This window comes from Proteus faecis, assembly GCF_030286765.1.
Lineage (GTDB): Bacteria > Pseudomonadota > Gammaproteobacteria > Enterobacterales > Enterobacteriaceae > Proteus > Proteus faecis.
In genome coordinates, this window is sequence record NZ_JASVWV010000005.1 from 141,207 (window position 1) to 164,962 (window position 23,756).

General features: G+C 40.0%; 23 protein-coding genes. 6 read left to right on the plus strand and 17 right to left on the minus strand.

Features of this window, described 5'->3' with window-relative positions:
• Positions 1-55: 55 nt before the first annotated feature.
• Genes QSH13_RS09005 through tamA form a run of 3 tightly spaced genes read right to left on the minus strand, consistent with a single transcriptional unit; the run spans position 56 to position 5,975 of the window.
• Entirely contained in the window at positions 56-403 is a 348-nt protein-coding gene (locus tag QSH13_RS09005; RefSeq protein ID WP_109396688.1) for a gamma-glutamylcyclotransferase family protein, read from the minus strand.
• A 5-nt stretch (positions 404-408) separates the two neighbouring features.
• Positions 409-4,236, minus strand: a complete 3,828-nt coding sequence (gene tamB, locus QSH13_RS09010) for an autotransporter assembly complex protein TamB (protein WP_286039059.1) — start codon at positions 4,234-4,236, stop codon at positions 409-411.
• Positions 4,233-5,975 (minus strand): autotransporter assembly complex protein TamA, encoded by a 1,743-nt coding sequence (gene tamA, locus QSH13_RS09015; RefSeq protein ID WP_109406875.1) that lies wholly within the window; start codon positions 5,973-5,975, stop codon positions 4,233-4,235. Before tamA ends, tamB begins: the two co-directional genes overlap by 4 nt.
• 138 nt (positions 5,976-6,113) lie before the next feature.
• Between tamA and msrA the strand changes: the two genes are divergently transcribed.
• A complete protein-coding gene (gene msrA, locus QSH13_RS09020; RefSeq protein WP_235375983.1) occupies positions 6,114-6,740 on the plus strand; it encodes a peptide-methionine (S)-S-oxide reductase MsrA in 627 nt (208 codons plus the stop codon).
• A gap of 150 nt (positions 6,741-6,890) precedes the next feature.
• Complete coding sequence (paeA, locus tag QSH13_RS09025; protein WP_109406877.1) at positions 6,891-8,276, plus strand: polyamine export protein PaeA; 1,386 nt, start codon at positions 6,891-6,893, stop codon at positions 8,274-8,276.
• A gap of 79 nt (positions 8,277-8,355) precedes the next feature.
• Here paeA and QSH13_RS09030 read toward each other — a convergent pair whose 3' ends face one another.
• Entirely contained in the window at positions 8,356-8,562 is a 207-nt protein-coding gene (locus QSH13_RS09030) for a DUF1107 domain-containing protein (RefSeq protein WP_069369866.1), read from the minus strand.
• A gap of 282 nt (positions 8,563-8,844) precedes the next feature.
• Here QSH13_RS09030 and QSH13_RS09035 point away from each other — a divergent pair, with 282 nt between their 5' ends.
• The gene (locus tag QSH13_RS09035; protein ID WP_109396680.1) at positions 8,845-9,405 is read left to right on the plus strand and encodes a YtfJ family protein; all 561 of its coding nucleotides are present in this window, start codon (positions 8,845-8,847) and stop codon (positions 9,403-9,405) included.
• Positions 9,406-9,461: 56 nt separating this feature from the next.
• On the opposite strand, the gene cysQ is transcribed toward QSH13_RS09035, so the two are convergent.
• A complete protein-coding gene (cysQ, locus tag QSH13_RS09040; RefSeq protein ID WP_109396679.1) occupies positions 9,462-10,202 on the minus strand; it encodes a 3'(2'),5'-bisphosphate nucleotidase CysQ in 741 nt (246 codons plus the stop codon).
• Positions 10,203-10,343: 141 nt separating this feature from the next.
• Positions 10,344-10,964 carry a BamJ family beta-barrel-assembly machinery protein gene (gene bamJ, locus QSH13_RS09045; RefSeq protein ID WP_109406879.1) on the minus strand — a complete coding sequence of 207 codons (621 nt, stop codon included), beginning with the start codon at positions 10,962-10,964 and terminating at the stop codon, positions 10,344-10,346.
• 274 nt (positions 10,965-11,238) lie between these two features.
• Between bamJ and QSH13_RS09050 the strand changes: the two genes are divergently transcribed.
• Positions 11,239-12,687 carry an NAD-dependent succinate-semialdehyde dehydrogenase gene (locus QSH13_RS09050; protein ID WP_109396675.1) on the plus strand — a complete coding sequence of 483 codons (1,449 nt, stop codon included), beginning with the start codon at positions 11,239-11,241 and terminating at the stop codon, positions 12,685-12,687.
• 143 nt (positions 12,688-12,830) lie between these two features.
• On the opposite strand, the gene zinT is transcribed toward QSH13_RS09050, so the two are convergent.
• The 3 genes from zinT to QSH13_RS09065 are packed head-to-tail and all read right to left on the minus strand — an operon-like array spanning position 12,831 to position 13,867.
• Entirely contained in the window at positions 12,831-13,478 is a 648-nt protein-coding gene (gene zinT / locus QSH13_RS09055) for a metal-binding protein ZinT (protein WP_286039060.1), read from the minus strand.
• A gap of 4 nt (positions 13,479-13,482) precedes the next feature.
• Positions 13,483-13,608 carry a type B 50S ribosomal protein L36 gene (ykgO, locus tag QSH13_RS09060; protein WP_006535739.1) on the minus strand — a complete coding sequence of 42 codons (126 nt, stop codon included), beginning with the start codon at positions 13,606-13,608 and terminating at the stop codon, positions 13,483-13,485.
• 10 nt (positions 13,609-13,618) lie between these two features.
• Positions 13,619-13,867 carry a type B 50S ribosomal protein L31 gene (locus QSH13_RS09065; RefSeq protein WP_109396672.1) on the minus strand — a complete coding sequence of 83 codons (249 nt, stop codon included), beginning with the start codon at positions 13,865-13,867 and terminating at the stop codon, positions 13,619-13,621.
• A 235-nt stretch (positions 13,868-14,102) separates the two neighbouring features.
• Here QSH13_RS09065 and QSH13_RS09070 point away from each other — a divergent pair, with 235 nt between their 5' ends.
• The gene (locus tag QSH13_RS09070; RefSeq protein ID WP_286039061.1) at positions 14,103-15,797 is read left to right on the plus strand and encodes a hypothetical protein; all 1,695 of its coding nucleotides are present in this window, start codon (positions 14,103-14,105) and stop codon (positions 15,795-15,797) included.
• Between the two features lie 53 nt (positions 15,798-15,850).
• Positions 15,851-16,516: a LysM-like peptidoglycan-binding domain-containing protein gene (locus tag QSH13_RS09075; protein WP_109396669.1), complete on the plus strand. Its 666-nt coding sequence runs from the start codon at positions 15,851-15,853 to the stop codon at positions 16,514-16,516.
• A gap of 81 nt (positions 16,517-16,597) precedes the next feature.
• Here QSH13_RS09075 and rplI read toward each other — a convergent pair whose 3' ends face one another.
• The 8 genes from rplI to QSH13_RS09115 form a co-directional block, all read right to left on the minus strand.
• On the minus strand, positions 16,598-17,047 hold the full coding sequence (gene rplI / locus QSH13_RS09080; protein ID WP_023583606.1) for a 50S ribosomal protein L9: 450 nt from the start codon (positions 17,045-17,047) through the stop codon (positions 16,598-16,600).
• Between the two features lie 40 nt (positions 17,048-17,087).
• The gene (gene rpsR / locus QSH13_RS09085) at positions 17,088-17,315 is read right to left on the minus strand and encodes a 30S ribosomal protein S18 (RefSeq protein WP_000135199.1); all 228 of its coding nucleotides are present in this window, start codon (positions 17,313-17,315) and stop codon (positions 17,088-17,090) included.
• 4 nt (positions 17,316-17,319) lie between these two features.
• Positions 17,320-17,640 carry a primosomal replication protein N gene (gene priB / locus QSH13_RS09090; protein WP_006535746.1) on the minus strand — a complete coding sequence of 107 codons (321 nt, stop codon included), beginning with the start codon at positions 17,638-17,640 and terminating at the stop codon, positions 17,320-17,322.
• A gap of 8 nt (positions 17,641-17,648) precedes the next feature.
• On the minus strand, positions 17,649-18,044 hold the full coding sequence (rpsF, locus tag QSH13_RS09095; protein ID WP_064718598.1) for a 30S ribosomal protein S6: 396 nt from the start codon (positions 18,042-18,044) through the stop codon (positions 17,649-17,651).
• 176 nt (positions 18,045-18,220) lie between these two features.
• Positions 18,221-18,952, minus strand: a complete 732-nt coding sequence (rlmB, locus tag QSH13_RS09100) for a 23S rRNA (guanosine(2251)-2'-O)-methyltransferase RlmB (protein ID WP_162556446.1) — start codon at positions 18,950-18,952, stop codon at positions 18,221-18,223.
• 100 nt (positions 18,953-19,052) lie between these two features.
• Positions 19,053-21,545, minus strand: coding sequence for a ribonuclease R (rnr, locus tag QSH13_RS09105; RefSeq protein ID WP_109396666.1), 2,493 nt, complete (start codon positions 21,543-21,545; stop codon positions 19,053-19,055).
• A gap of 39 nt (positions 21,546-21,584) precedes the next feature.
• A complete protein-coding gene (gene nsrR, locus QSH13_RS09110) occupies positions 21,585-22,013 on the minus strand; it encodes a nitric oxide-sensing transcriptional repressor NsrR (protein ID WP_036914714.1) in 429 nt (142 codons plus the stop codon).
• Between the two features lie 428 nt (positions 22,014-22,441).
• On the minus strand, positions 22,442-23,740 hold the full coding sequence (locus QSH13_RS09115) for an adenylosuccinate synthase (RefSeq protein ID WP_286039062.1): 1,299 nt from the start codon (positions 23,738-23,740) through the stop codon (positions 22,442-22,444).
• Positions 23,741-23,756 lie beyond the last annotated feature (16 nt).

Below are 23,756 nucleotides of genomic sequence, written 5' to 3' on the forward strand. Positions count from 1 at the left end.
ATATTATTATCGAGCCATTTTTAGTTAATTTTAATTAAAAACAGAAGGTTACTGATTACTCTTCTTCGTGACGTTTTAACCAGTCGCCACACTTTATTTCACGTAAGCCATCAACAGGCTTTTGATAAAGATAGATCCAAGCACTGCCATAAGGCGTTGAAATCAGTTGGCGCTTGTAATCTTGATCGTTCTTTTTCAGTTCATCAAGCTCTGTCAAGATAGAGGGCGTTATCCGATAGACTTCGCATTCTATTTCACCCTCACCTTCAACAACCGCAGGGTAAAACCCTAAATCATAGAGTTTATATCCCTTTAACTTATGCTCACCCAAAAGTTGTGCATAGGTCATCCAGTGATGGTTACCTTGGTTTTGCCGTAAACTACCATAAACAATAATTCGCATATAATTTAAAACTCAAATTGATAAAGCAGATCTATTGCCTGATTCATACCAGACACTGCTTGTAAATACAACCTGGGCATCAAGCGATAACGTAAGGTTAACGTCGCTAGCGAATCAAATATACCCACTCCATACTTCACTTGTAGATCGTTGGTGATCTTACCGCTGACCACAACTTGTGAGCTATCTCCCACACCTTGTGTATCAAGCGCTAAATCCGAAACACCAAAGGTTTCACCAATGCGTCCTACAAGCTGACCACTTTGACCAACGCCTAATCCTATCAGCATTGCTGTCATTTGTGATGAATCCGCATCACCACTTTTATCTAACCCTTCACCTCTTAGCAAGTAAGATAACGCTTCTTGCTGTGTAAATGCGGGTTCAGAGAAAATATCAACTTTAGGTTTATCTGCAAGCCCTGTAACCCTGACACCAGCAATCACATTATTTGCCGTATTTTCAGGATTACGAATAGCTTCAATATTCAAGTAAGGTTGATCAACTGGCCCTGAGAACAAAATTTGTCCCTTACGGACTTGTAGATCTTGCCCATAAGCTTTGAATTGGCCTTTTGGAATATCTATTTGGCCATTTAAACCTAGTCCTTGTTTATTCTGATTGACTTTGAGAGCTCCCGTCAATCTAGCTTTAAGCCCAAATGCGTCCAGTGTCACATCATCGCCAATATTAATAGCTAAATCACTTTGAATTGGAATCGATGTCTCTTTTGGAGCAATTGGCTGTAAGTTTTTATCCAGCATCACTTCATCAGAAGAAGCGGAGACCGCAGACTCTGGTAAATCTTGAACAACAATACGTGCCCAAGGAATATCAATGCGCCCATCTAATTTCAGTAAATTTGGGCTAGCCTCAAACACTAAATCAGGATTAACATCAATACGTACCATCGGAGGTAATGCAACACGTAGCTTGTTACCATTTGCTGCCACTACTGCGTGCCATTCATCTAACTTACGCCAATCGGCATTACCAGTAAGATTTAAATAACCTTCTGGAGTTTCAATTCTACCGCTTAGATCAGACGTCGCACCATTAAATTGAACATCAACATTCCCTTTCGTAATATCAAACGGGATCCAATGCCCAACCACTTTTAATTGATTAATGCCAAATTGACCCAATAACAGTGGAGATTGAGCGTTTCCGCCTAAACGTAATTGCGCCCCGACACGACCTTGAGCAATTTCACCTTTACCTAAAAACGGCTTGATTAAATCTAATGTCAAGTTATCGATATCCACCGTACCTGATAGCAGGCGTTTCTTCTCAAGATCCGCGACATGCACATTACCTTTAATATCACCATTACCCGCGATACTAATCAGCCATTGTAATGTCGCTTTACCATTGTTAACGCCTGCATTTAAGGTGATAGCATCAAAATCAATCGGTAAAATAGTGCCTTCAATATTCTGTTTTACAGCAACACCTTGCCCTTTCAGGTTGACTGATGCTTTCGGTAAACCGCCTTTTGAGTTCCACGTTGCCATCGCATCGCCAGTAAATACACCTTGAACAGAAGTTTCTGAAGGTAAGAAAGGTTTTATCATAGCGAGATCAAAACGTGTCAATGTAATTGCCGCCGATCCGCTTTCCCCCACCGTTATCGCTTTAGGCACACACACTTGTGCATTTGGGTTTATCCAACAATGAGAACCAATGGTGACTTGTTGCTTTTCTGCCAATAAATTCAACGCTATGGCTTTATTTAAACGCCACTCACCCACCGGCGTATCAAATGCTGTATTATTTAGCGTTCCTTTCCATTGCTGTTTTTCTTTATCGAATGAACCCGCTAATGTCAGTCCTCCAGAAACAGGCTCACCATCCATTTTTAACGTCAGTTTATGCTGTTTTTCGGTGCCAGCAGCATCCAACGTTAAATTACGAATAACTAAATCGGCTTGTTTTAGCTGACGAGCAGTAATAGCTAGCTTGCCACCAATTTCTTTGTCCGATTGAACATCACCTTTGATAGTGATCGATTCAACACTGACTTGATCTTGCCATTTAATACCCTGTGCATTGATATCAGCGATAATCTTAGGTGTGTTCATATCACCACGAATATTCACCTTACCTTTAATTACTCCCGCTAATCCTGGCACTAAACCATTTAATCCTGGAGCATTAATATTGGCATCCAATGCCCATTTATCACCTAAATGCCCCTCAATATCGAGGTTATTCTTACCAAGAATAAGTTTTAATTGAGGGATATTCCATTGGCCAGAATCATTACCGTAAGCATTACCTCTCGCTTTAATAAGATTGTTTTTGATATTGCCATCTAAGGTAATTTCAGGAACACGTAATTGCCAACTTCCACCATATAGACTACCTGTTGTTGCAATGCGCCCATCTAATTTTGCTGGCACATCAGGGTACTGTTTTGCCGTATTAATTCCCGAAATAGTGAGCAATGCATTCCAGCTAATTGCCTTACTCCAATCAGCAACCCCCGTAATATCAGCATGACCTTGCAAAGCAGCTAAACGTAAACGCGTTAGCTCTATTTTCTCTTCATTCCCTTTTGCATCTAGCGTTAATTTTGCAGGCGGGATCTCCTGACCTTCAATATCAGAGCGTAATGAAAGATCATAATTATCCGTCTGACCATTCAAGCGTAATCGTGTATCGCGAAGTTGATACTGAACATCACCCGTTAATGGCCAACGAACTTTCTGGCTTTCGAGTGTCAATTTTAATGGAAGATGAGGTTTTGCCAATTCAGCTTGTGCGTCTAAAGTTGCTGTAACCGTTCCTGTTAAAGAGAGTGCTAATTTCAGTTCTTCAAGTAATGCACCTTGCAAAGAAAGCGTCGCTTTTTGATCTTTAAAATCTTCAAGCCCTGCAACATCGCGAATAGTCGCATTCACATCTAAATGAACAGGCCACTGTTTATCTAGGGTAATTCCCCCGTTTAAACTCACTTCACCTTCTGGTGCATCAACATTTAATTTAGTGAGATTAACTTGCTGACCTTGAGTCTTTGCTTCAAACAATAATTGATTAATCGTAACGGGTGCATCACCGCTAATCTGTAATTGCTTACCTTCAATTCCTTCAATATTGATATCAACAGGAATAATAATCTCAGGTAATTCGGCCAATAATGGTTTAGCAAAAATCGCTTTAATTGTTTCAGCTAAAGCCTGTTCTTTTTCTTCTTGTGTTGTCATCTCCGTTTGAGGTTTGACAGCTACGGCTTCTTTTACATCTTGAGCCGTTGCTTCAATAGTTCCTTCTTCTGGTGTCTTTGGTAATGCCACCAGCAAATCATTAATAAGTGTTGGGTTTAATGTAACTTGACGACCTTCCCATTGTGCGCCAGTTTTAAACTCACCGAGTGAGATTGCCATATCGTCAATCTTCACATGCGTATTTTCTAATGAAAGAGAATTTAAATAGATAGGTAATGGTGCATTAAGCTCGGTTAAAGGCGCTGACGGAGGTGTTTCTTCAGAAGGGGGAAAAGCACTAGTATCAACATTAACAACAACATCTCGTGTGCCTAATGTATCAACACAAACTTGTTTATCGGTCAGACATGCTAAACGTAATCCTAATGATAACTCCCCCACGTTCACATCAACGCCGGGCATTTGATATTCAATCCCCGTTAAACGCAGGTCTTGCCAACCACCATTAACATCTTTGATAACTAAGCCAGGAACCCAACGAGCTGCACTATTAACCGCGAAATGTAAACCTGATTGAGTACCTAAAATCCAAGCAACTGCACCGAATGTAAGCAAAATAATGATAAGGAGTGTTAGTGCAATCCATTTCAACCACTTTGTTATCATAACTCAGCTCCTAACCCGATATAAAACTGGAGTCTACGCTTATCAACGTCGCTCACAGGTAATGCTAAATCAAATTTAATTGGGCCCACTGGGGATGCCCAACGAACACCTGCACCCGCACCGGTTTTAAAATCACTACGAGTAAAGTCGTTAACCGCTTCACCACTATCAATAAAGACAGCCCCCCACCAATTGCCCGTAACGTTATATTGATATTCTAATGAGCCTACTAGCATCCTTGATGCCCCTGTTAAATTTCCTTTGCTATCTTCTGGAGAAATGCTTTGGTATTTAAAACCACGAACACTTCTATCACCACCGGCAAAGAAACGTAATTCAGGCGGTACTTGCTCAAACGCATTGGTTTCAATCCAACCAAAATTGCCTCTTACCACAAAGCGATGACCATCCCATGGTGTACGTATCCAAACATGTTGTGCTTGGAATGCAGCAAACTCAACATCAGAACCCCATATTTTATTGGAGTAATCTAAAGTATAACGTTGGCTATCCCCCCAAGTTGGCATCATACCACCACGTTGGCGTACACGGCTGGCTGTTACCCCTGGATAAAGCAACATGGTTGTATTTGTGACTTCACCTTGGGTAAAGTGGCTGAGACTCCAACGTGTATTCACACTGTATTGCCAGCCTGTCGACATATCCCAGTTACGAGACACATTTAGTGTTGTGGTATCCGAGCGAGTATCATTTAAATCTGTTCGTTTAAACCCTCCCTGAACACCATAGTACTGCTCTAATGGATTGACCTTCAGTGGAATTTTATAGTTGGCACCAATAGATTGTTCAGGCTGAGAAACACTGATATTAGAGGTTAAACTATGACCTCGTGAATTCATCCAAGGCTTATCCCACTGCATATTAAGGCGAGGGCCAACATCAGTAGCATAACCACCACCAAGCTCAACATAGTTACGAGAGCGAGGAGTTACAACTGCACTCATAGGTAACAGATAAGAGCCTTCTGCACGCGCTTTAGCAATATCGGGTGTCACAACCGCAGAGTTAAACCACCCTGTTGCAGCTAAACGGCGATTAAATTCAGCCAGATCTTCTGAAGAGTAATATTGTCCCTCTTTAAAAGGAACGATATTTTGTAGGTAGTCTTCACGGATTTGAGATCCTGTATAATTCACTTTTCCGAAACGATAGCGTTCTCCACTATCGAAAACAAAATCCCAATATGAGGCATGATTATCTAAAGAAACCCCCAACTGACTTTTTTGCATTTCAGCATCAAAATAGCCACGACGAATTGCAAGCCCTGTTAATGAGCCTTTGAGTTTCTCATACTCCGCATGGTTTAAAACACTATCAAGAGGAGGCGTATTCTCTTTAATGACTTTCGCATATTGGCTATCTGTTTTAGCACCACCTTCGAGAACAATATCGACGCCTTTCAGTAAAATAGGAATACCGGGTTCAACTTTAGCGGTTAATACAGATCGTGCAGGAGGGGTATTTTCTTGATAAGAAAATGTCACTTTAGGCTGATAATAACCTAAAGGGCGAAGGCCTTCTTGAATTGCCTTTTCAACACGCGCACGAAAACGCCCGTCAGGTGCAACTTCTTCTGTTGTAATGTTTGATAGCTGGACTCGTGCATTTTTTTCGAGTTGCCCTTCTAAACCTTCTACTTTTAAACGCAAATTTGCCCCATAAGCAACAGGTGCGATAAAAGACAGACAGAGAACGTAGATAACGGAGTATCTCGGCACGTTTTCTCCTCAATATTATTTAATCCATGAGATAAATTGACGACAAACTGTTTTAAGCTTTATTGTAGATTTAGTTTATAACAATATTAAACCTTTACCATAGTAAAGCGTTTACAAATATAAAAATTGGAGTCTACCTTGCAACACAAAGCTTACCAACCAGAGAATGCCTTAAGGGGTACTTCGATACCATTAGAAATATCTGCTAATCACGCAGTAAATGGGCATTCTATTTATGATATTCCAGATAATATGGATATTGCTTATTTTGCGATGGGCTGTTTTTGGGGTGTTGAACGTCTATTTTGGCAACAACAGGGGATTTACTCGACAAGTGCGGGTTATAGCGGTGGTGTAACAGAAAATCCAACCTACCAACAAGTTTGCCAAGGTTTAACTGGCCATAGTGAGGTGGTGAGAATTGTTTTTGATCCTTCGATCATTAGCTATTCACAACTTTTGGCACTTTTCTGGGAAAACCACAATCCATCACAAGGTATGCGCCAAGGTAACGATATTGGTAGCCAATATCGTTCTGCCATTTACACTGTCAATGCAGAGCAATATGCGCAAGCTATTGAGTCCAAAAAACGTTATCAACAAGCGATGAATACCCAAGGTGCGACTGAAACAATTACCACAGAAATTCAGCCAGCGGGCCCATTTTACTTTGCAGAAGATTACCACCAGCAATATTTATACAAAAACCCACAAGGTTATTGTGGATTAGGCGGGATAGGTATCTGTTATCCTCCTGAAAAGTAAAACTAGCAGAAAATAGCAGGGCGATGATATAATTACGCCCTCTTATCTTTCTTTGTGAATAATTACATCACAATATATTGATTTATCTTCTATTTTTAACATTCTAGTATTGCCCTTTGGATTAAATACTTAGGGTGGTGTGAGCCTTATATGCTTAATAGTTTACTCATTGTGCTTTTGCTTTGTGCTATCAGCGCCTTTTTTTCGCTGTCTGAAATCTCTCTTGCTGCTTCTCGTCGAATTAAACTCAAACAACTTGTTGATGAGGGCAATATTAACGCCGCACGTGTATTAAAAATGCAAGAAATGCCGGGCATGTTTTTTACCGTGGTACAAATTGGATTAAATGCCGTCGCAATCTTGGCGGGTATCGTTGGTGAGTCAGCCTTCTCTCCTTCGTTGAAAAACTTTTACCTCCAATTTTTTGAAGAGCCGTTAGCACAACAGCTTGGATCTGTTTGTTCCTTTATTATTGTCACATCCATGTTCATTTTATTGGCTGACTTAACACCAAAACGCATTGGTATGATAAAACCTGAAGCTATCGCATTAAGAATTGTGAACCCAATGCGTTTCTGCCTTGCCTTCTTCCGCCCTTTGGTGTGGTTATTTAATGGTATGGCAGATCTCATCTTCAAGTTATTTAAAATCCCAATGGTCAGAAATGAAGACATTACTTCTGATGATATTTTTGCCATTGTAGAAGCAGGTGCTGTTGCTGGGGTTTTACGTAAACAAGAGCATGAGTTGATTGAAAATGTCTTTGAATTAGAATCTCGTACTGTACCATCCGCCATGACACCACGAGAAGATGTGGTCTATTTTGATCGTGAAGAGACTGAAAGCGATATCAAAGAAAAAATTGCTACTCAGCCCCACTCTAAATTTTTAGTTTGTGAAGGGGATATTGACCATATTATTGGTTATGTAGACTCTAAAGAACTTCTTAATCGCGTTATTAACGGACAAAGCCTAAATCTCAATGAGGGTGTTCATATTCGTAAAGCGCTGATTATTCCTGACACATTAACACTTTCAGATATGTTGGAAAGTTTTAAAACATCCGGTGAAGACTTTGCCATTATCCTTAATGAATACGCCATGGTAATGGGTGTTATTACACTAAATGACGTGATGACAACCTTGATGGGTGATTTGATTGGACCGGGACAAGAAGAGCAGATTGTGAGCCGTGATGAGCATTCATGGTTAGTTGAAGGCGGTACGCCAATTGATGATGTGATGCGTGTACTTGATATCGACGATTTCCCTGATTCAAGTAACTACGAAACAATCGCTGGTTTTATGATGTATCGTTTACGTAAAATTCCTAAACGCACTGATTATGTGAAGTTTTCGGGATACAAGTTTGAGGTTGTCGATATTGATAATTACAAGATAGATCAATTGCTTGTAACAAAAATTGATGATATCCCTCCTGTTAAACCTGTTTTACAAGAACATGTTCCTGTTACACAGACGACTACAACAGAAGTTGAAACTCAAAAAAATGAGAATAATAAAGTAGCCGATTAATTAGTAACGTAACTCAATTAATAACTGAGTCTTATCTAACTTATCAGAGAAAAAGACTCAGTTATCTATCAGATAAAAGTTAGCCCATTTCTGCTTTCAATAAAATGACCTGCTGATTCACTTCACTCATGACATTAAAATGTAGCTTATCTCTTATTTTTGGTAATAAAATTTTACCGTAATCGAATTCAAATGCACCCATTCCTTTGATATAAAACCGTCCACGAAATAACGTCTTAACGTAGAGAGCAATTTTTTCAGGGTTATAGCGATTGAAGATTTTCATCTTTCAGTTGTCTCCCATGCTCGTTGTTGAGTTTAATAAGTCATAAAGACTAATCTTTATATATCAAATTTAAAGACCTAATTATAAGTACTAGGTTCCACTTATTTAGTTTTCTTATCTATTTTTACATTTATTGACAGTAAAGAATATAAATAAAGATAGCATGTGCCTTATCTTACCCACTCAATGTTAAATAAATGTATCAGTGATGAGGTATTATTCTTCACTAGCTTCTATGCTTAGATAGAATCTAACGTCGATTTCAATAATAGGACAATGGCTATGCACAAAATAACCTTAGCTGCTCTTTTACTTAGCACATCTACATGGGTATTCGCACATAATATCACTGAAAATACAGTCCTTCCTGCTGTCACAATCAATGACAAAGGTGAGCTACTTTATGACACAACCAAAGATAAGTTTAGCTACCAAAATTGGAATAGTGGTCTGCTCAGTGGAAAAGTACGTACTGTTCAACATATAGCAGGACGTAGCAAAGCTAAGGAGATGAATGCACCGTTTATTGAAGCGGTAAAACTAGCTAAATTCCCACATGCCAATTATCAAACGACTACGATTATTAATACTGATGATGCGGTATTTGGCACAGGCCCATTCGTTCGTGGTAGCGTTGAAGACAGTAAAAAAGAATTTCCTTGGTCACAGTTTATTGTTGATGCCGATGGCGTCGCATTAAAAGGCTGGGGATTAGAAAAAGAGAGTTCAGCGATTATTGTTTTAGATAAACAAGGCAAAGTCCGTTTCGTCAAAGAAGGCGTATTAAGCGGTGCGGAAATTACATCTGCTATCAATCTCATCAATGACTTAATTAAAGAATAATTTCTAAATCAGAGCCCTTCTAAAACAAAGGGCTCCAATTTAATAAAGTAGTACAACTAAAAGATAGAAACTCGAAATCCTGGATTTATTAACGACTCTTTTGGAGAGTAATCTAACGTTACCCCTTTCCAATCTGTAACATGTGCGCCCGCTGCAATCGCAATAGCATGGCCTGCTGCAGTATCCCATGTATGCGTAGGTCCAAAACGAGGATAAAGCTGTGCTTTACCTTCAGCAACTAAACAAAACTTCAAAGAGGAACCAACAGCAACGGTTTGATGTGCACCAAGCTGTGAGAGATATTCTTTTAATTCATCATCTTGATGAGAACGGCTAATCACGATCACGGGTGGCTCAGCACGACTTGCATGGATAGGCAGTCGTTGTCCACATACTTCTTTCCACGCTTGCTTATTTGCCGCTGCATATAACACATTTTGAACCGGTGCATAGACAACCCCTAAAACAGGAATACCTTTTTCAATTAAGGCAATATTTACCGTAAATTCACCATTTTTACTGATAAATTCTTTTGTTCCATCTAGAGGATCAATCAGCCAATAACGATCCCAATAACGACGAACTTCCCATTCAGGAGGATCTTCTTCAGATAATTGAGGTATATCTGGGGCAATAGAAGCAAGTCCTTGTTTGATGATTTGATGAGCGGCCAAATCAGCCTCGGTGACAGGTGAGTGATCACTTTTTTCCTGTACTTGAATAGGCTCTGATTGCTGGTAAATTTGCATTATCGCCATACCTGCTTGGCGGGCTAATTTGCTGACTTGTTCTAACATCATGCACCTCGCTTATTTCTATAAGTAGATAACTTCTCTTATAAAAATTAATTACCCTACTGTCTATTTATTTTAGTCCAGAGACCAAAATAGCCGGCAAAACCGGCTATTTTTTACTCTGATTTACAGCAGAATAAGAAATTATAAAATTTCTAATAATTCTACTTCAAATACTAATGTTGCGAATGGAGGAATAGCCGCCCCAGCTCCACGTTCGCCATAAGCTAATTGGTAAGGAATATATAATTCCCATTTTGAACCAACTGGCATTAATGTTAATGCTTCAATCCAGCCAGCGATAACGCCATTTACTGGGAATTCAGCCGGTTGCCCACGTTGAACTGAGCTATCAAACACAGTACCATCAATTAAACGACCAGTGTAATGAACGCGAACATGATCTGTACGCGCAGGAATTGCACCTTCACCGGCTGTCAGTACTTTGTACTGTAAGCCCGACTCTGTAACTTGAACACCTTCATTTTTCACATTTTCTTCTAGGAAAACTTTACCAGCCTCAGCCAGCTCTGCTTGGCGTTCTTGACGCACAGCTTCCGCACGCTCGTGCATAGTACGTAAGGCATTGTGTAATGTTTCAACAGGTACAGAAGGTGCATTACCTTCTAATGCATCGGTCAAGCCAGCTAACAGTGCTGCGGGCTCTAATCCTTGAAGACCTGATTCAGTCAGTTGTTGACCGACTTGCAGACCAATACCGTAACTTGCCTGTGATTCGATAGAATCAAATGATGGTTTTGACATGAAAAAATACCTGTTTTTTATGAAAGTTAGATCCAAGAATAACAGTGGTAAGGTACAGCGTAAACCTTCAGTCTTGAGTAATGCGGATTATTCATTAAAAACGTAGTCAATTGACCTTATTCACCATATTTTGACGTTTTTTTATTGGTATTTGTCATACTTATTTTCACAACACTGCAACACAGGCATATACTTATACATAGGCATAAAACTGCCTAGCTCTGTTAATCTAGAGCTAAATATCAATATACAGAGATGTTCAGAGAGGTATTAAGTGAAAATAACTGCAAATCCCTATTTCCGTGAACAAGGCTATATTGATGGTCTGTGGTGTAATGCTAAAAACAACGAAACTGTTGATGTTATCGATCCTGCCACGGGTGCTTTACTTGGTACGGTACCGAATATGGCAACACAAGAAGCAATAATGGCTGTTGATGCTGCACAAAAAGCGTTACCAAAATGGCGTGCACTGACAGCACATCAGCGCGGAGCATTATTGCAAAATTGGTTTAAATTAATTATTGAAAACAAAAGAAAACTTGCTGAATTAATGACATTCGAGCAAGGCAAACCCGTTGCTGAAGCTGAAGGTGAAATTACTTATGCAGCTTCGTTTATCGAGTGGTTTGCAGAGCAAGGTAAGAGAGTCAACGGTGAAATTATTCCCTCGCCTTCTGCTGATAAACGTTTGATGGTGATTAAACAAGGTATTGGTGTTTGTGCTGCTATTACACCTTGGAACTTCCCTGCGGCTATGATCACCCGCAAAGCTGCTCCAGCATTAGCTGCGGGTTGTACGATGGTGATTAAACCTGCCAATGAAACGCCTTATACCGCATTGGCTTTAGCCGAATTAGCCGCTCAAGCTGGTATCCCCGCGGGTGTTATTAATATTGTCACAGGTGATGCCATTAAAATTGGAGAAGTCTTTACCTCTGATAACCGTGTTCGCAAATTAAGTTTTACAGGCTCTACGGGGGTTGGACGTTTATTAATGCGCCAATGCTCAGATAGCGTAAAAAAAGTCTCTTTAGAATTAGGTGGCAATGCACCCTTTATCGTGTTTAACGATGCTGATATTGATAGAGCGGTTGAAGGGGCTATGGGAGCAAAATTCCGTAACGCAGGACAAACCTGTGTTTGCGCTAACCGTTTTTATATTCATAAAGATGTTTATCAAAAATTTAGTGAGCGCTTTGTTGATGCAGTTAAAAAGCTCAAAGTGGGAAATGGTTTTGAAGAAGGTGTCTCTATTGGACCACTCATTAACCGCAAAGCCGTTGAAAAATCACAATCATTACTTGCCGACACGCTAAAACGTGGCGCAACACTACTTTGTGGTGGGGAAAGTGATAAAGCAGGGGAAAACTTTTTCCAACCTACCGTTGTTGGTAATGTACCTACTGATAGCCATATTCTTGAAGAAGAAATATTTGGCCCTGTCGCACCTTTAGTGGTTTTTGAAAATGAAGATGAAGTGGTGCATTTAGCCAACAACACCATTTATGGTTTAGCTGCTTATTTTTATAGTGAAAATCCACAGCGTATTTGGCGTGTTGCTGAAAATTTAGAATACGGCATGGTAGGTATTAACACAGGGTTAATTTCTAATGAAGTTGCACCATTTGGTGGTATTAAACAATCAGGTTTAGGTCGTGAAGGCTCTGAGCACGGCATTGAAGACTATATGGAGATGAAGTATCTCTGCCAAGGATTATAATAATCTTTAACGCTATTTATAAAAGTAAGTCAGCATGGATGCTACTGCTTTTTCTTTTTTTATCATTATCTTTTTAAAGAAAAATACCCTCGATAATAACCAAGGGTATAAGGTGTCAGCTCAATATTCTTATCAAGAAGTTATCAGTGATAAAGCATTTCGTGAACAATATCATCTGCTTTCATTGAATAAGGGTAATATGTGGGCCAATTGCTTAGTTCTTTAAGTAATTCATCTTGCGATATGTTGCCCATATATAAATGGAAGTGCCCTGCTTTCTCTGGTGCAATAATGTGATCGCTAAATTGAATAAATTTAGGCGCTTGGCTTTTAGCATCATCACAACGAAAAAGATAACGTACGCCTTTCTTACCAGACTCATAATGTAGAACACGATAACCATCATAGTGATATTCGCAGCTATCTACTTTCTCACCTCGATGGAACTCAATAATATTGTTTTCAATACCAATCATATCTACATCAGTTTTATAGCCTTGTGTATAGTAAGCACGGTACTCTTCAACCGTTTTATCTTTTTTTGTTTCTGCTTTCTTTTGTAAAACTTCATCTAACTCGCCACTGAGAAGATAAGGCTCTACAGATTGCCATACCCCTTCCCAATCACTGAGTTGGCGATCAAGCACATCCTTATTTTCAAAAATTCCATTAGCAGCATCTTTCTGGGCTTGTGTTTGCACTTTTTCATGATGGTGGCTATGTGCTAAAACAGACATCGCACTACCCAACAATCCCATAATCAAAACACAAGAAATAACTGGTTTTTGCATAACTTTACCCCTGAACGGCTTTAAAACGTGGATTGGACTTACAAATCACATAAAGCCGACCACGACGACGCACCACTTTGCAATCGGGATGACGCTGCTTAGCACTTTTCAATGAACTTAATACCTGCATTATCTTTTCCTTACTTAATAAATTGACCAAAACGTTTATTAAAGCGTGCCACATTACCTTCTTGAGAATGTGTCTTTTGCTTACCGGTATAAAATGGGTGTGATTGTGAAGAGACATCTAATGTCACATAAGGGTATATTTGCCCTTCATACTCTATTGTCTTTTCCGTTTGAATGGTTGACCCCACTTTAAAATAAGCATCTACACTAGTGTCATGGAAAATCACTGTTCGATATTGAGGGTGAATGTTTAGTTTCATAATAAACCCCATTTATTGATATGTTATAATATAACAATTTGTAATTTTGCTAATGTACCGCTTTTTAATTTTATTGACCAGTTTTTTTTTGATTTGTTTTTCTATTTCAAGAAAGAAAGTATGCTTTTGAGAGGGATTTCTTAAGTGATCTAAATGGATTTTCTGGCTTTTTTTATCCAGCTTTCCTATTTTCCGCTAAAGTTATACTAAGGTGGCAAAAAAAATAGGATTTATTATGACTAATTGGCGCGATAAGCTTTTCAGTAAGTCACTTCTGTCTATCGACCTCACAATAGACTTTCCTAGCGTTTGTCATTCCTCTACTCCTTCAATTCTTTCACAATTAACACCTTATGAAATAGGTGATACACCTTTACCTGATGAATTAAATCTATTGTCAGAGGCACATCTAAAGCTAAAACCTGTTGATAATTCAATACCTTTTAGTTGGTCAGCAGGCGCTCGTGAAGGAATAATTTTACACCAACGAATAGGTCGAGCGATTGAACAGTTGCCACCTCAAAAAGTATCTGAAGAGTTTGCATTATCACTCTATCATGCAATAAAACATGTCATTCTTTTGCCTGATAAAGAGCATATCGATTCTTTTTATGCAATGGCCTGCCAAGATAAACTCGCTCCTATTACCTATCTTTCATATCTGATAGATAAAATAGAACAAGATGAAACAGTGATTAATCATGAAACCTATTTTCAATTAATCTTGTGGATCTTGAAGCTAAGTCCTGATAAGAATCCTATCAAAATTGCCTTAGGGCTATTAGGATCGTTTAATGATAGTACTTCTCAACGTTTACTTTTATTGTTTGCTCTTCATCCTGAATTTACACTTTATGCTATCCGTCCGCTAAAACAGCGTCTTTCTTGCGAAGAATTAGAGCCTTTTTTATATTCCCTTGGTCAACGAACCAAAGGCTGGGGACGCATCCAATTTATCGAACATCTACCGTCAACACTGTCTGTTAATAATCGCTATTGGCTACTGACAGAAGGGTATAAAAATAATGTAATGACAGAGTATGTGGCCTATGACTGTGCCACAAAAGGCGCGTTATTAGAGATGTTGAAGACGCATCCTTTAGATAATGAGTTATTGCTTGGTTGTAGTGATCTTTTACGCGCACTGCTTAATGGAGGCCCTGCAAAAGATATCTATGATTATGTAGAGGGTGCCCAAGCGTGTAATACTTTTATTTCACAGGTCAATTCTTTGCCACCAAAAGAATTAAAACTTCTTTATTGCGTCTGTGAAATCGCCGACTTTGTGCAAAATAGTGGTGAGGATTGGTTATTACTCGAGTCATTTGGCTGGAACGATCATTGCCAACAACAAATTATCTCTACTTCACAAAATATTATTCAAAAGCCAGAGTGGTCAACACTCATCATCGAAGCATTACAAAGCCCTTCTCGCTCAAAAAATTACCAAGCAAGCCTTGTCGCTAAATCTCTTCGTCTTGATATTTGGGAGTTGCTCTTTTCACTACAAAAAGATAATCCCAATGCGGATTGGTGGCACCAATTAATGCAAACAGATGCTTCTCACAAAATAGAAAGAGTAGTTAAACTTGCAGAACAACAAATTGCATTAACAGCATTAGATAGCACAGATGATCCATTAATAACTACCTACTCTGAATATCAATCTCATCATGCCGTTGAATATATTATGCAAGATCTTGGTGGTTTTCCTGGTATCGGCTGGTCACTTATCAAAAGACAATTACGCAGTCCAACATTGCGTGATAGAAATATGGCACTAAATGTTCTTTCAACATGGTCTGACACATTATTACCTCATGACCTTTATGGGGAATTAACGCAGGCTTTAACCATAGAAACTGATAAAAATGTGTATCACCGAATGAAGCTATTTCTAGTTAACCATCAAGGGAATAAAGAACATTAACGGTTAGAACGAATAGATAATTCTGAAAAGAATTCAGGGAGCAGGTTAGGATCATGGTTCGTGCTAGTATGGCTACAAGGAATAAAAAAGATGTTACAGCAATTCATAATACTGATTCACAGATCAATAATGAGGTGAATATGGGCAAATTCCCAGGCTTACATCGTCGAGCAATACTCGTTATTGCTATTGTTTTATTGGTCGTGTTTTTTTGGCCTACAAGTGAAAATAATGGTGAGCCACCTCAACCGTCATCATCGACGCATGATCTTCCTGTACCAATAGCGTCTACCAATGATCCAGTGTATCAAACACCGATCCCTCAAGCACAAGAGAGCTTAAATGCCGATCCCGAGGTTTCTCCATCAATAGATAACCCAACAACGGAAAATGCTCCCGTGGGAAATGTTGCTCAAGCAACACCGCCACAAGACACTCAATCAACACCTGAGCAAAAAACATGGCAAACCTACACTATCAAAGAAGGGCAAACCTTAGCGCAACTTTTTAGAGACAATCAACTTCCTGTCAATGATGCATTTTCTATGGCGAAATCAGAAGACCAACAAAAATCATTAAGTCAATTACGCTCAGGGCAAACTATTCGTCTACAGCGCAATCCGCAAGGTGATGTTAGTATGCTAGAAGTGACAAATAGCGCCGGTACTGTTATCACTTACACTCGTTTAAGTGATGGAAGTTATTACCGTACACCATAGTAAGAAGAACATTTACTTATCAAAAAAAACGCCAGCTAAGCTGGCGTTTTTCTTTATCAACATTAACTGTCTAATCGAAGATTATTCAGCAACAATGATAACATTCAGTTCAGCGAATACGTCACTGTGAACTTGGAAGTGAACTTCGTGGTCACCAGTAGTACGCAGAACGCCATTTGGCAGGCGAACTTCGCTCTTACACATTTCAACGCCAGCTGCAGTTACTGCATCAGCGATGTCACGAGTACCGATTGAACCAAACAGTTTACCTTCGTCACCCGCTTTAGAGCTGATAGTGACAGAACCCAGTGCATTGATCTTCGCTGCACGAGCTTCAGCTGCTGCTAAAGTTTCAGCTAATTTAGCTTCTAACTCAGCACGACGCGCTTCGAAAAACTCGATGTTTTTCTTAGTCGCAGAAACAGCTTTACCCTGTGGGATTAAATAGTTACGAGCATAGCCCGATTTTACGTTAACCTGATCACCCAGGCTACCCAGATTCGCTACTTTATCAAGCAGAATAATTTGCATTACCTTATCCTCTACAAGTCATTAATGGACTATATACCTATTACTGATGACGATCAGTATAAGGTAATAAAGACAGGTAGCGTGCGCGCTTGATAGCACGAGCCAGCTGACGCTGGTATTTTGCACGAGTACCGGTGATACGACTTGGTACAATTTTACCACTTTCAGTGATATAGTTTTTCAGCGTAGCGATATCTTTATAATCGATCTCTTGTACGCCTTCTGCTGTGAAACGGCAGAACTTACGACGACGGAAATAACGTGCCATATGGCTAGTCTCCAGAATCTATCAATTCAATCTGCTCGGCATGAAGCACCAATTTAAACAATCCATTTCGTGCCTGATGGCTACTAATGAATCCAGAAACGGTGATTTGGCTGCCGACCGTTATACTGTGAGTAACTGCTTGTAACGCTTTCCCGCTAGCAATAATGGGCATTCGGCACCACGATTGTCTTTTTAATCCCGCCTCTTCTTGTATCGAACGATGTTCAATAACAAATTGACAGTGCGGGATCCCAGCGGGGCTAACTTTTCGAATTAATGCTTTGCACACTGTGCCAGTTAGCACCAAATGATTATTAGCCGTCACAGCACTAATTACTCTTCAGAATCCTCTGCTACATCATCAACTTCTTCTTCATCGAGGTCATCAGCGATATCACGACGGCGTTCGTCTTTTGCTTTAACCATTGGAGAAGCTTCAGTTACTGCGTGTTTAGTACGCATAATCATGTTGCGGAGAACGGCATCGTTGAAACGGAAAGTAGTTTCCAGTTCATCAATCACTTCCTGCGGAGCTTCAACGTTCATCAGAACGTAGTGTGCTTTGTGCAGTTTGTTGATTGGATAAGCTAATTGACGACGACCCCAGTCTTCTAGACGGTGGATCTGACCATTTGCATTAGTGATAGCGGTTTTATAACGCTCGATCATGCCCGGAACTTGTTCGCTCTGGTCAGGATGAACCATAAAAACGATTTCGTAATGACGCATTTGATATTGCTCCTTACGGATTTATCAGCCTCCTGTCAGGGTCAGTCACCACCCATGGAGGCAAGGAACTTGTTTAAGTTGTGACTGAAAAAATTGACGCGTAACTATACCCCCGCAGCCAATAAAACTCAAGGGAGTATAGAGAATAAAATAAACTCAGAGATTATTTCACGCAATCATTTCACAGTAATACGCTGACGCATCGCTTCAAATAAACAAACGCCAGTTGCTACAGAAACGTTGAGTGAAGATACTGTACCCGCCATCGGGATACTGATCAGTTCATCACAATGCTCACGTGTTAAACGACGCATACCTTCACCTTCAGCCCCCATCACTAATGCCATTGGGCCTGTAAGTTTGCTTTGATATAAAGTATGATCTGCTTCGCCTGCCGTGCCAACAATCCAAATATTCTCTTCTTGCAGGAAACGTAATGTACGAGCAAGGTTAGTCACTTTAATTAAAGGCACGCTTTCTGCTGCACCACAAGCCACTTTTTTAGCTGTTGCGTTTAATTGTGCAGAACGATCTTTCGGCACGATAACAGCATGTACACCGGCTGCATCTGCGCTACGCAAACAAGCCCCTAAATTATGGGGATCAGTAACACCATCTAGCACTAATAAGAAAGGTGTATCGACTTTAGCTAACAAGTCAGGTAAATCTTGTTCTTGATACTGACGACCAGGTTTAACTTTTGCAATAATACCTTGGTGAACAGCCCCCTCTGTTTGGCTATCTAACCATTGACGATTAGCCACTTGAACCAAAATACCTTGAGCTTCTAATTCATGAATAACAGGGGTTAAACGGCGATCTTCTCGCCCTTTTAATACATAAACTTCTTTAAAACGTACAGGGTCACGCTCAAGTAATGCGGTTACTGCGTGAATACCATAAATAATTTCTTCGCTCATAGCGGTGCTTACTCATTAAAAAATAAAAGGCACAAAACAGATAAAAGGCGGGATCGCCGCCTTTAAAAAAGATCAGAAGAACAAAACGTTATGCATTATCACGTTTGGCTGCACGTTTAGCTTTAAGCTTTGCCTCTATCTTTTTGGTTTGTGATGATGCTTTCTTACGTTTGCTACTTGCTTTATCTTTCGCAACTTGGTCTTTTACGGCTTTATCTTTGCTCGCATTACCTCGACCTGATGATTTACCTTTTTTGAAGGCACTATCTGGCTCAAAGTTTTTATCCTTGCTTGCATCACGACGACGAGACTTGCTAGAACTTGCATTTTTCTTGTCTTTTTCACCTTTTAAACCACGAACACGGGCTGTTTTACCCGGATTACGTGCAGTGCGTGTTGTTGAAATTAAAGAAAAGTCGATAGTACGTTCATCCATACTCACTGCTTCAACTTTTACTTCCACTTCATCACCAAGGCGATAAACTTGCCCAGAAGACTCACCAATTAAGCGTTGTCCTACATTATCATACTGATAGTAATCATTATTTAATGTAGAAACATGTACCAGACCATCAATAAACAGATCATTTAAGCGAACAAAGAAACCAAAACCCGTTACGCTGGTGATTATACCAGTAAACTGTTGACCAATTTGATCCAGCATAAAATCACATTTCAGCCAATCAGCCACATCTCGTGTAGCTTCATCAGCCCGACGTTCAGTTAGAGAACAGTGTTCACCTAATTGTAGCATGGTGTCCATATCACTATGGTAGCCACCAGTTGGTGTCCAACGTTGTGAACCATGGCCTTTTTCTTTAGCAATCAGATATTTAATTGCACGATGAAGGGCTAAATCAGGATAACGGCGAATTGGTGAAGTAAAGTGCGCATAAGATTTTAATGCTAAACCAAAGTGTCCACGATTCTCAGGATCGTAAATTGCCTGTTTCATTGAGCGCAAAATCATGGTTTGCAGCATTTCACGATCAGGTCTATCTTCAACCTCTTTCATGACTCGTGCATAATCTGCTGGCTCTGGCGTTAAGCCTCCTGGCAACGTTAAACCTAATTCATTAAAGACAGAGCGTAGATTCAAAACGCTATCTTCTTTAGGTTTATCATGAATACGGTAAAGCGCAGGTTCTTCGTTTTTCTCAACAAAGCGAGCAGCTGCGATATTAGCAAGGATCATACACTCTTCAATCAATTTGTGTGCATCATTGCGAATAACTGGCTCAATACGCTCAATACGACGCTCTGCATTAAAGATAAACTTCGCTTCTTCTGATTCAAAACCAATCGCACCACGTTGTTTACGTGCATTGTCTAACGCTTGGTATAACTCATACAGATGTTCAATATCTTTAACGATAGGCTTATAGTGCGCACGCAGTTCTTCATCACCTTGAATGATTTTCCACACTTTGGTGTAAGTCATTCGAGCATGAGAACTCATCACCGCTTCATAGAATCTATAAGAAGAAAGGCGTCCTTGCTCAGAAACCGTCATCTCACAGACCATACACAAACGGTCAACCTGTGGATTTAATGAACATAATCCATTAGACAGAACTTCTGGCAACATCGGTACTACTTGAGAAGGGAAATAAACAGAGTTTCCTCGGCTACGTGCTTCTGTATCTAATGCTGTTTGTGGACGTACATAATAGCTCACATCAGCAATCGCAACCCATAAACGCCAGCCGCCCCCTTTTTTACGTTGACAATAAACAGCGTCATCAAAGTCTCGCGCATCTTCACCGTCAATCGTAATTAAAGGTAAGTCTCGTAAATCAACACGTCCTTCTTTAGCTGACTCTGGTACTTCTTCTTTTAAATCAGCCACTTCTTTTGTAACTTTCGCAGGCCATGTATAAGGAATTTCATGAGTACGTAATGCGATTTCCACCGCAATACCCGTTCCCATCGTTTCACCTAAAATCTCGACAATACGGCCTACAGCTTGAGTGCGACGGGTTGGTCTTGTTGTGATTTCAACAACAACCACATTTCCCATTCGTGCGCCCATGATATCTTCTTTAGGAATAAGAATATCAAAGCTTAAACGGCTATCATCAGGTACAACAAATCCCATACCTGACTCAATAAAATAGCGACCTACAATTTGGTTATTTCGTGGCTCTATCACTCGAACAACACGACCTTCACGGCGTCCCTTTCTATCCATACCTAAAGGTTGAGCAAGGATAACATCGCCATGCATAGTTTTTTTCATTTCATCTTGTGAAAGATAGAGGTCATCTTTTTGGCCTTCTGCACGTAAAAAACCATAACCATCACGGTGACCGATTACCTTCCCTTTCCATAAATCAAGGCGTTCAGGTAATGCGTAGCACTGGCGACGGGTAAAAACTAATTGACCATCACGCTCCATCGCTCTTAAACGACGACGTAACGCTTCTAAGTCTTCTTCACCTGAAATTTTTAACGCCTGTGCTAAATCTTCACGGCTCATTGGTGCCGTGCGTTTTTTCATTTCTTCTAAAATATATTCGCGACTAGCAATTGGAGAGGCGTATTTTTCTGCTTCTCTATCCTGAAAAGGATCTTTTGACATTATGACCTCCAAGCTATCAGATTTGATGAAATAGTAGACTCAAACATCTTCTAATAACAATTTATATAAGGAGCTATTATTTTCAACTAGCTCAGCGAGTGTGTGACGGTCTAACTCTTTCAAAAACTGCTCAATTGCCTGATTCAAGACCAGTTTTAGTCGACACGCAGGGGTAATGTGGCAAAACTCAGCGCTACAGTTTACTAATGAAAGTGGCTCTAAAGCACGAACAACCTCACCCACAATGATGTCTGTTGCAGGCTTACCTAAACGGATCCCTCCATTTTTACCACGAATAGCCTCAACAAAACCTAAATGACTAAGTTGATTAATAATTTTCACCATATGGTTACGCGAGACACCATAAACTTGAGTCACTTCAGTGATACTCGTCATTTTGCCTTCTGGCAATGAAGCCATATATATCAATGCCCGCAATCCATAATCTGTAAAACTGGTTAATTGCACAATGACCTCTGAAAAGTGGTTTTCCCTATTAAAATCGTTAAGGGATAAGTAATTATTAATGAGAATATCATTTTATTAAGCAATATTATGTTTAATTTTTGGACATTTATCAAAGATATACTCAAAAGTGAGTTATTGCTACCGCTCACTTGGTTATTAACAAAATAATAGCGACATCACAGACAAAGAAAAAGCGATACTGTCGATTTTCAACAGATCGCTTTTCTATTTCTGACATTACAACAATAACATTGTCTTATTGTTTTCTACTCATTACGGATAAAACAGAAGCAAAACCGAGTGTAAAGCTGTCTTATCTTATGTGTGTAACGCGTATTTTTATCTTAATTTCACCAGCAAACAGATACGAAAAAATCGCCCCTGTCATTTTCAGGGACGATTTTCACATCAAACCAATTTAATGCAGATTAAGCATCAAATGGATGACGGAGAATGATGGTTTCTGAACGGTCTGGACCAGTAGAAACGATATCAACAGGAACGCCAGTTAACTCTTCTACACGTTTGATGTAGTTCAGCGCTGCTTGTGGCAATTGAGCACAATCTTTCACACCAAAAGTACTTTCGTTCCAACCTGGCATTGCTTCATAGATAGGCTCGATACCTTCCCAATTATCGGCAGCTAAAGGTGTTGTATCAATCACTTCACCATTTGGTAAACGATAACCTACACACAGTTTCACTTCTTTCAAACCATCTAACACATCCAGTTTCGTCATGCAGAAACCGGACAGTGAGTTGATTTGAACCGCGCGACGAATAGCGATGATATCTAACCAACCAGTACGACGGCTACGACCTGTTGTTGCACCAAACTCTTGGCCTTTCTCACGTAAGAAGTCACCCACTTCATCAAACAATTCAGTTGGGAATGGACCTGCACCTACACGAGTAGAGTAAGCTTTGATGATCCCTAATACGTAACCAACATAGCGAGGGCCTAAACCTGAACCTGTTGCGACACCACCAGCGGTTGTGTTTGAAGAGGTAACATACGGATAAGTACCGTGGTCGATGTCTAATAAAGTGCCTTGTGCACCCTCAAACATCACTAGCTCACCGTTTTGTGTTGCTTTGTACAGTAAGTCAGAAACATCAACAACCATACCTGTCAGAATATCAGCGATTGCCATGATATCGTCTAAGGTTTTTTGGTAATCAACAGGTTCAACTTGGTAGTAGTTCACCAGTTGGAAGTTATGGTATTCGATGATTTCTTTGAGTTTTTGTGCAAACGCTTTTTTATCAAACAGATCGCCAACACGTAAACCGCGACGAGCAACTTTATCTTCGTATGCAGGACCGATACCACGACCTGTTGTACCGATAGCTTTTTCGCCACGTGCTTTCTCACGAGCATTGTCTAATGCGATGTGATAAGGAAGGATTAATGGGCAAGCTTCAGACAGAAGTAAACGAGAGCGAACAGGAATGCCACGATCTTCAAGTTGGGTCATTTCCTTCATCAGTGCTTCCGGTGATAACACGACACCGTTTGCTATGATGCTAACAACATTTTCACGGAGAATGCCTGATGGGATCAAATGAAGAACGGTTTTTTCACCGTCAATGACTAGAGTGTGGCCTGCGTTATGTCCACCTTGGTAGCGAACAACATATTTAGCGCGTTCTGTCAGCAAATCGACTATCTTGCCTTTGCCTTCGTCACCCCACTGGGTGCCCAATACGACAACGTTATTACTCATTTCAAAATACACTCGG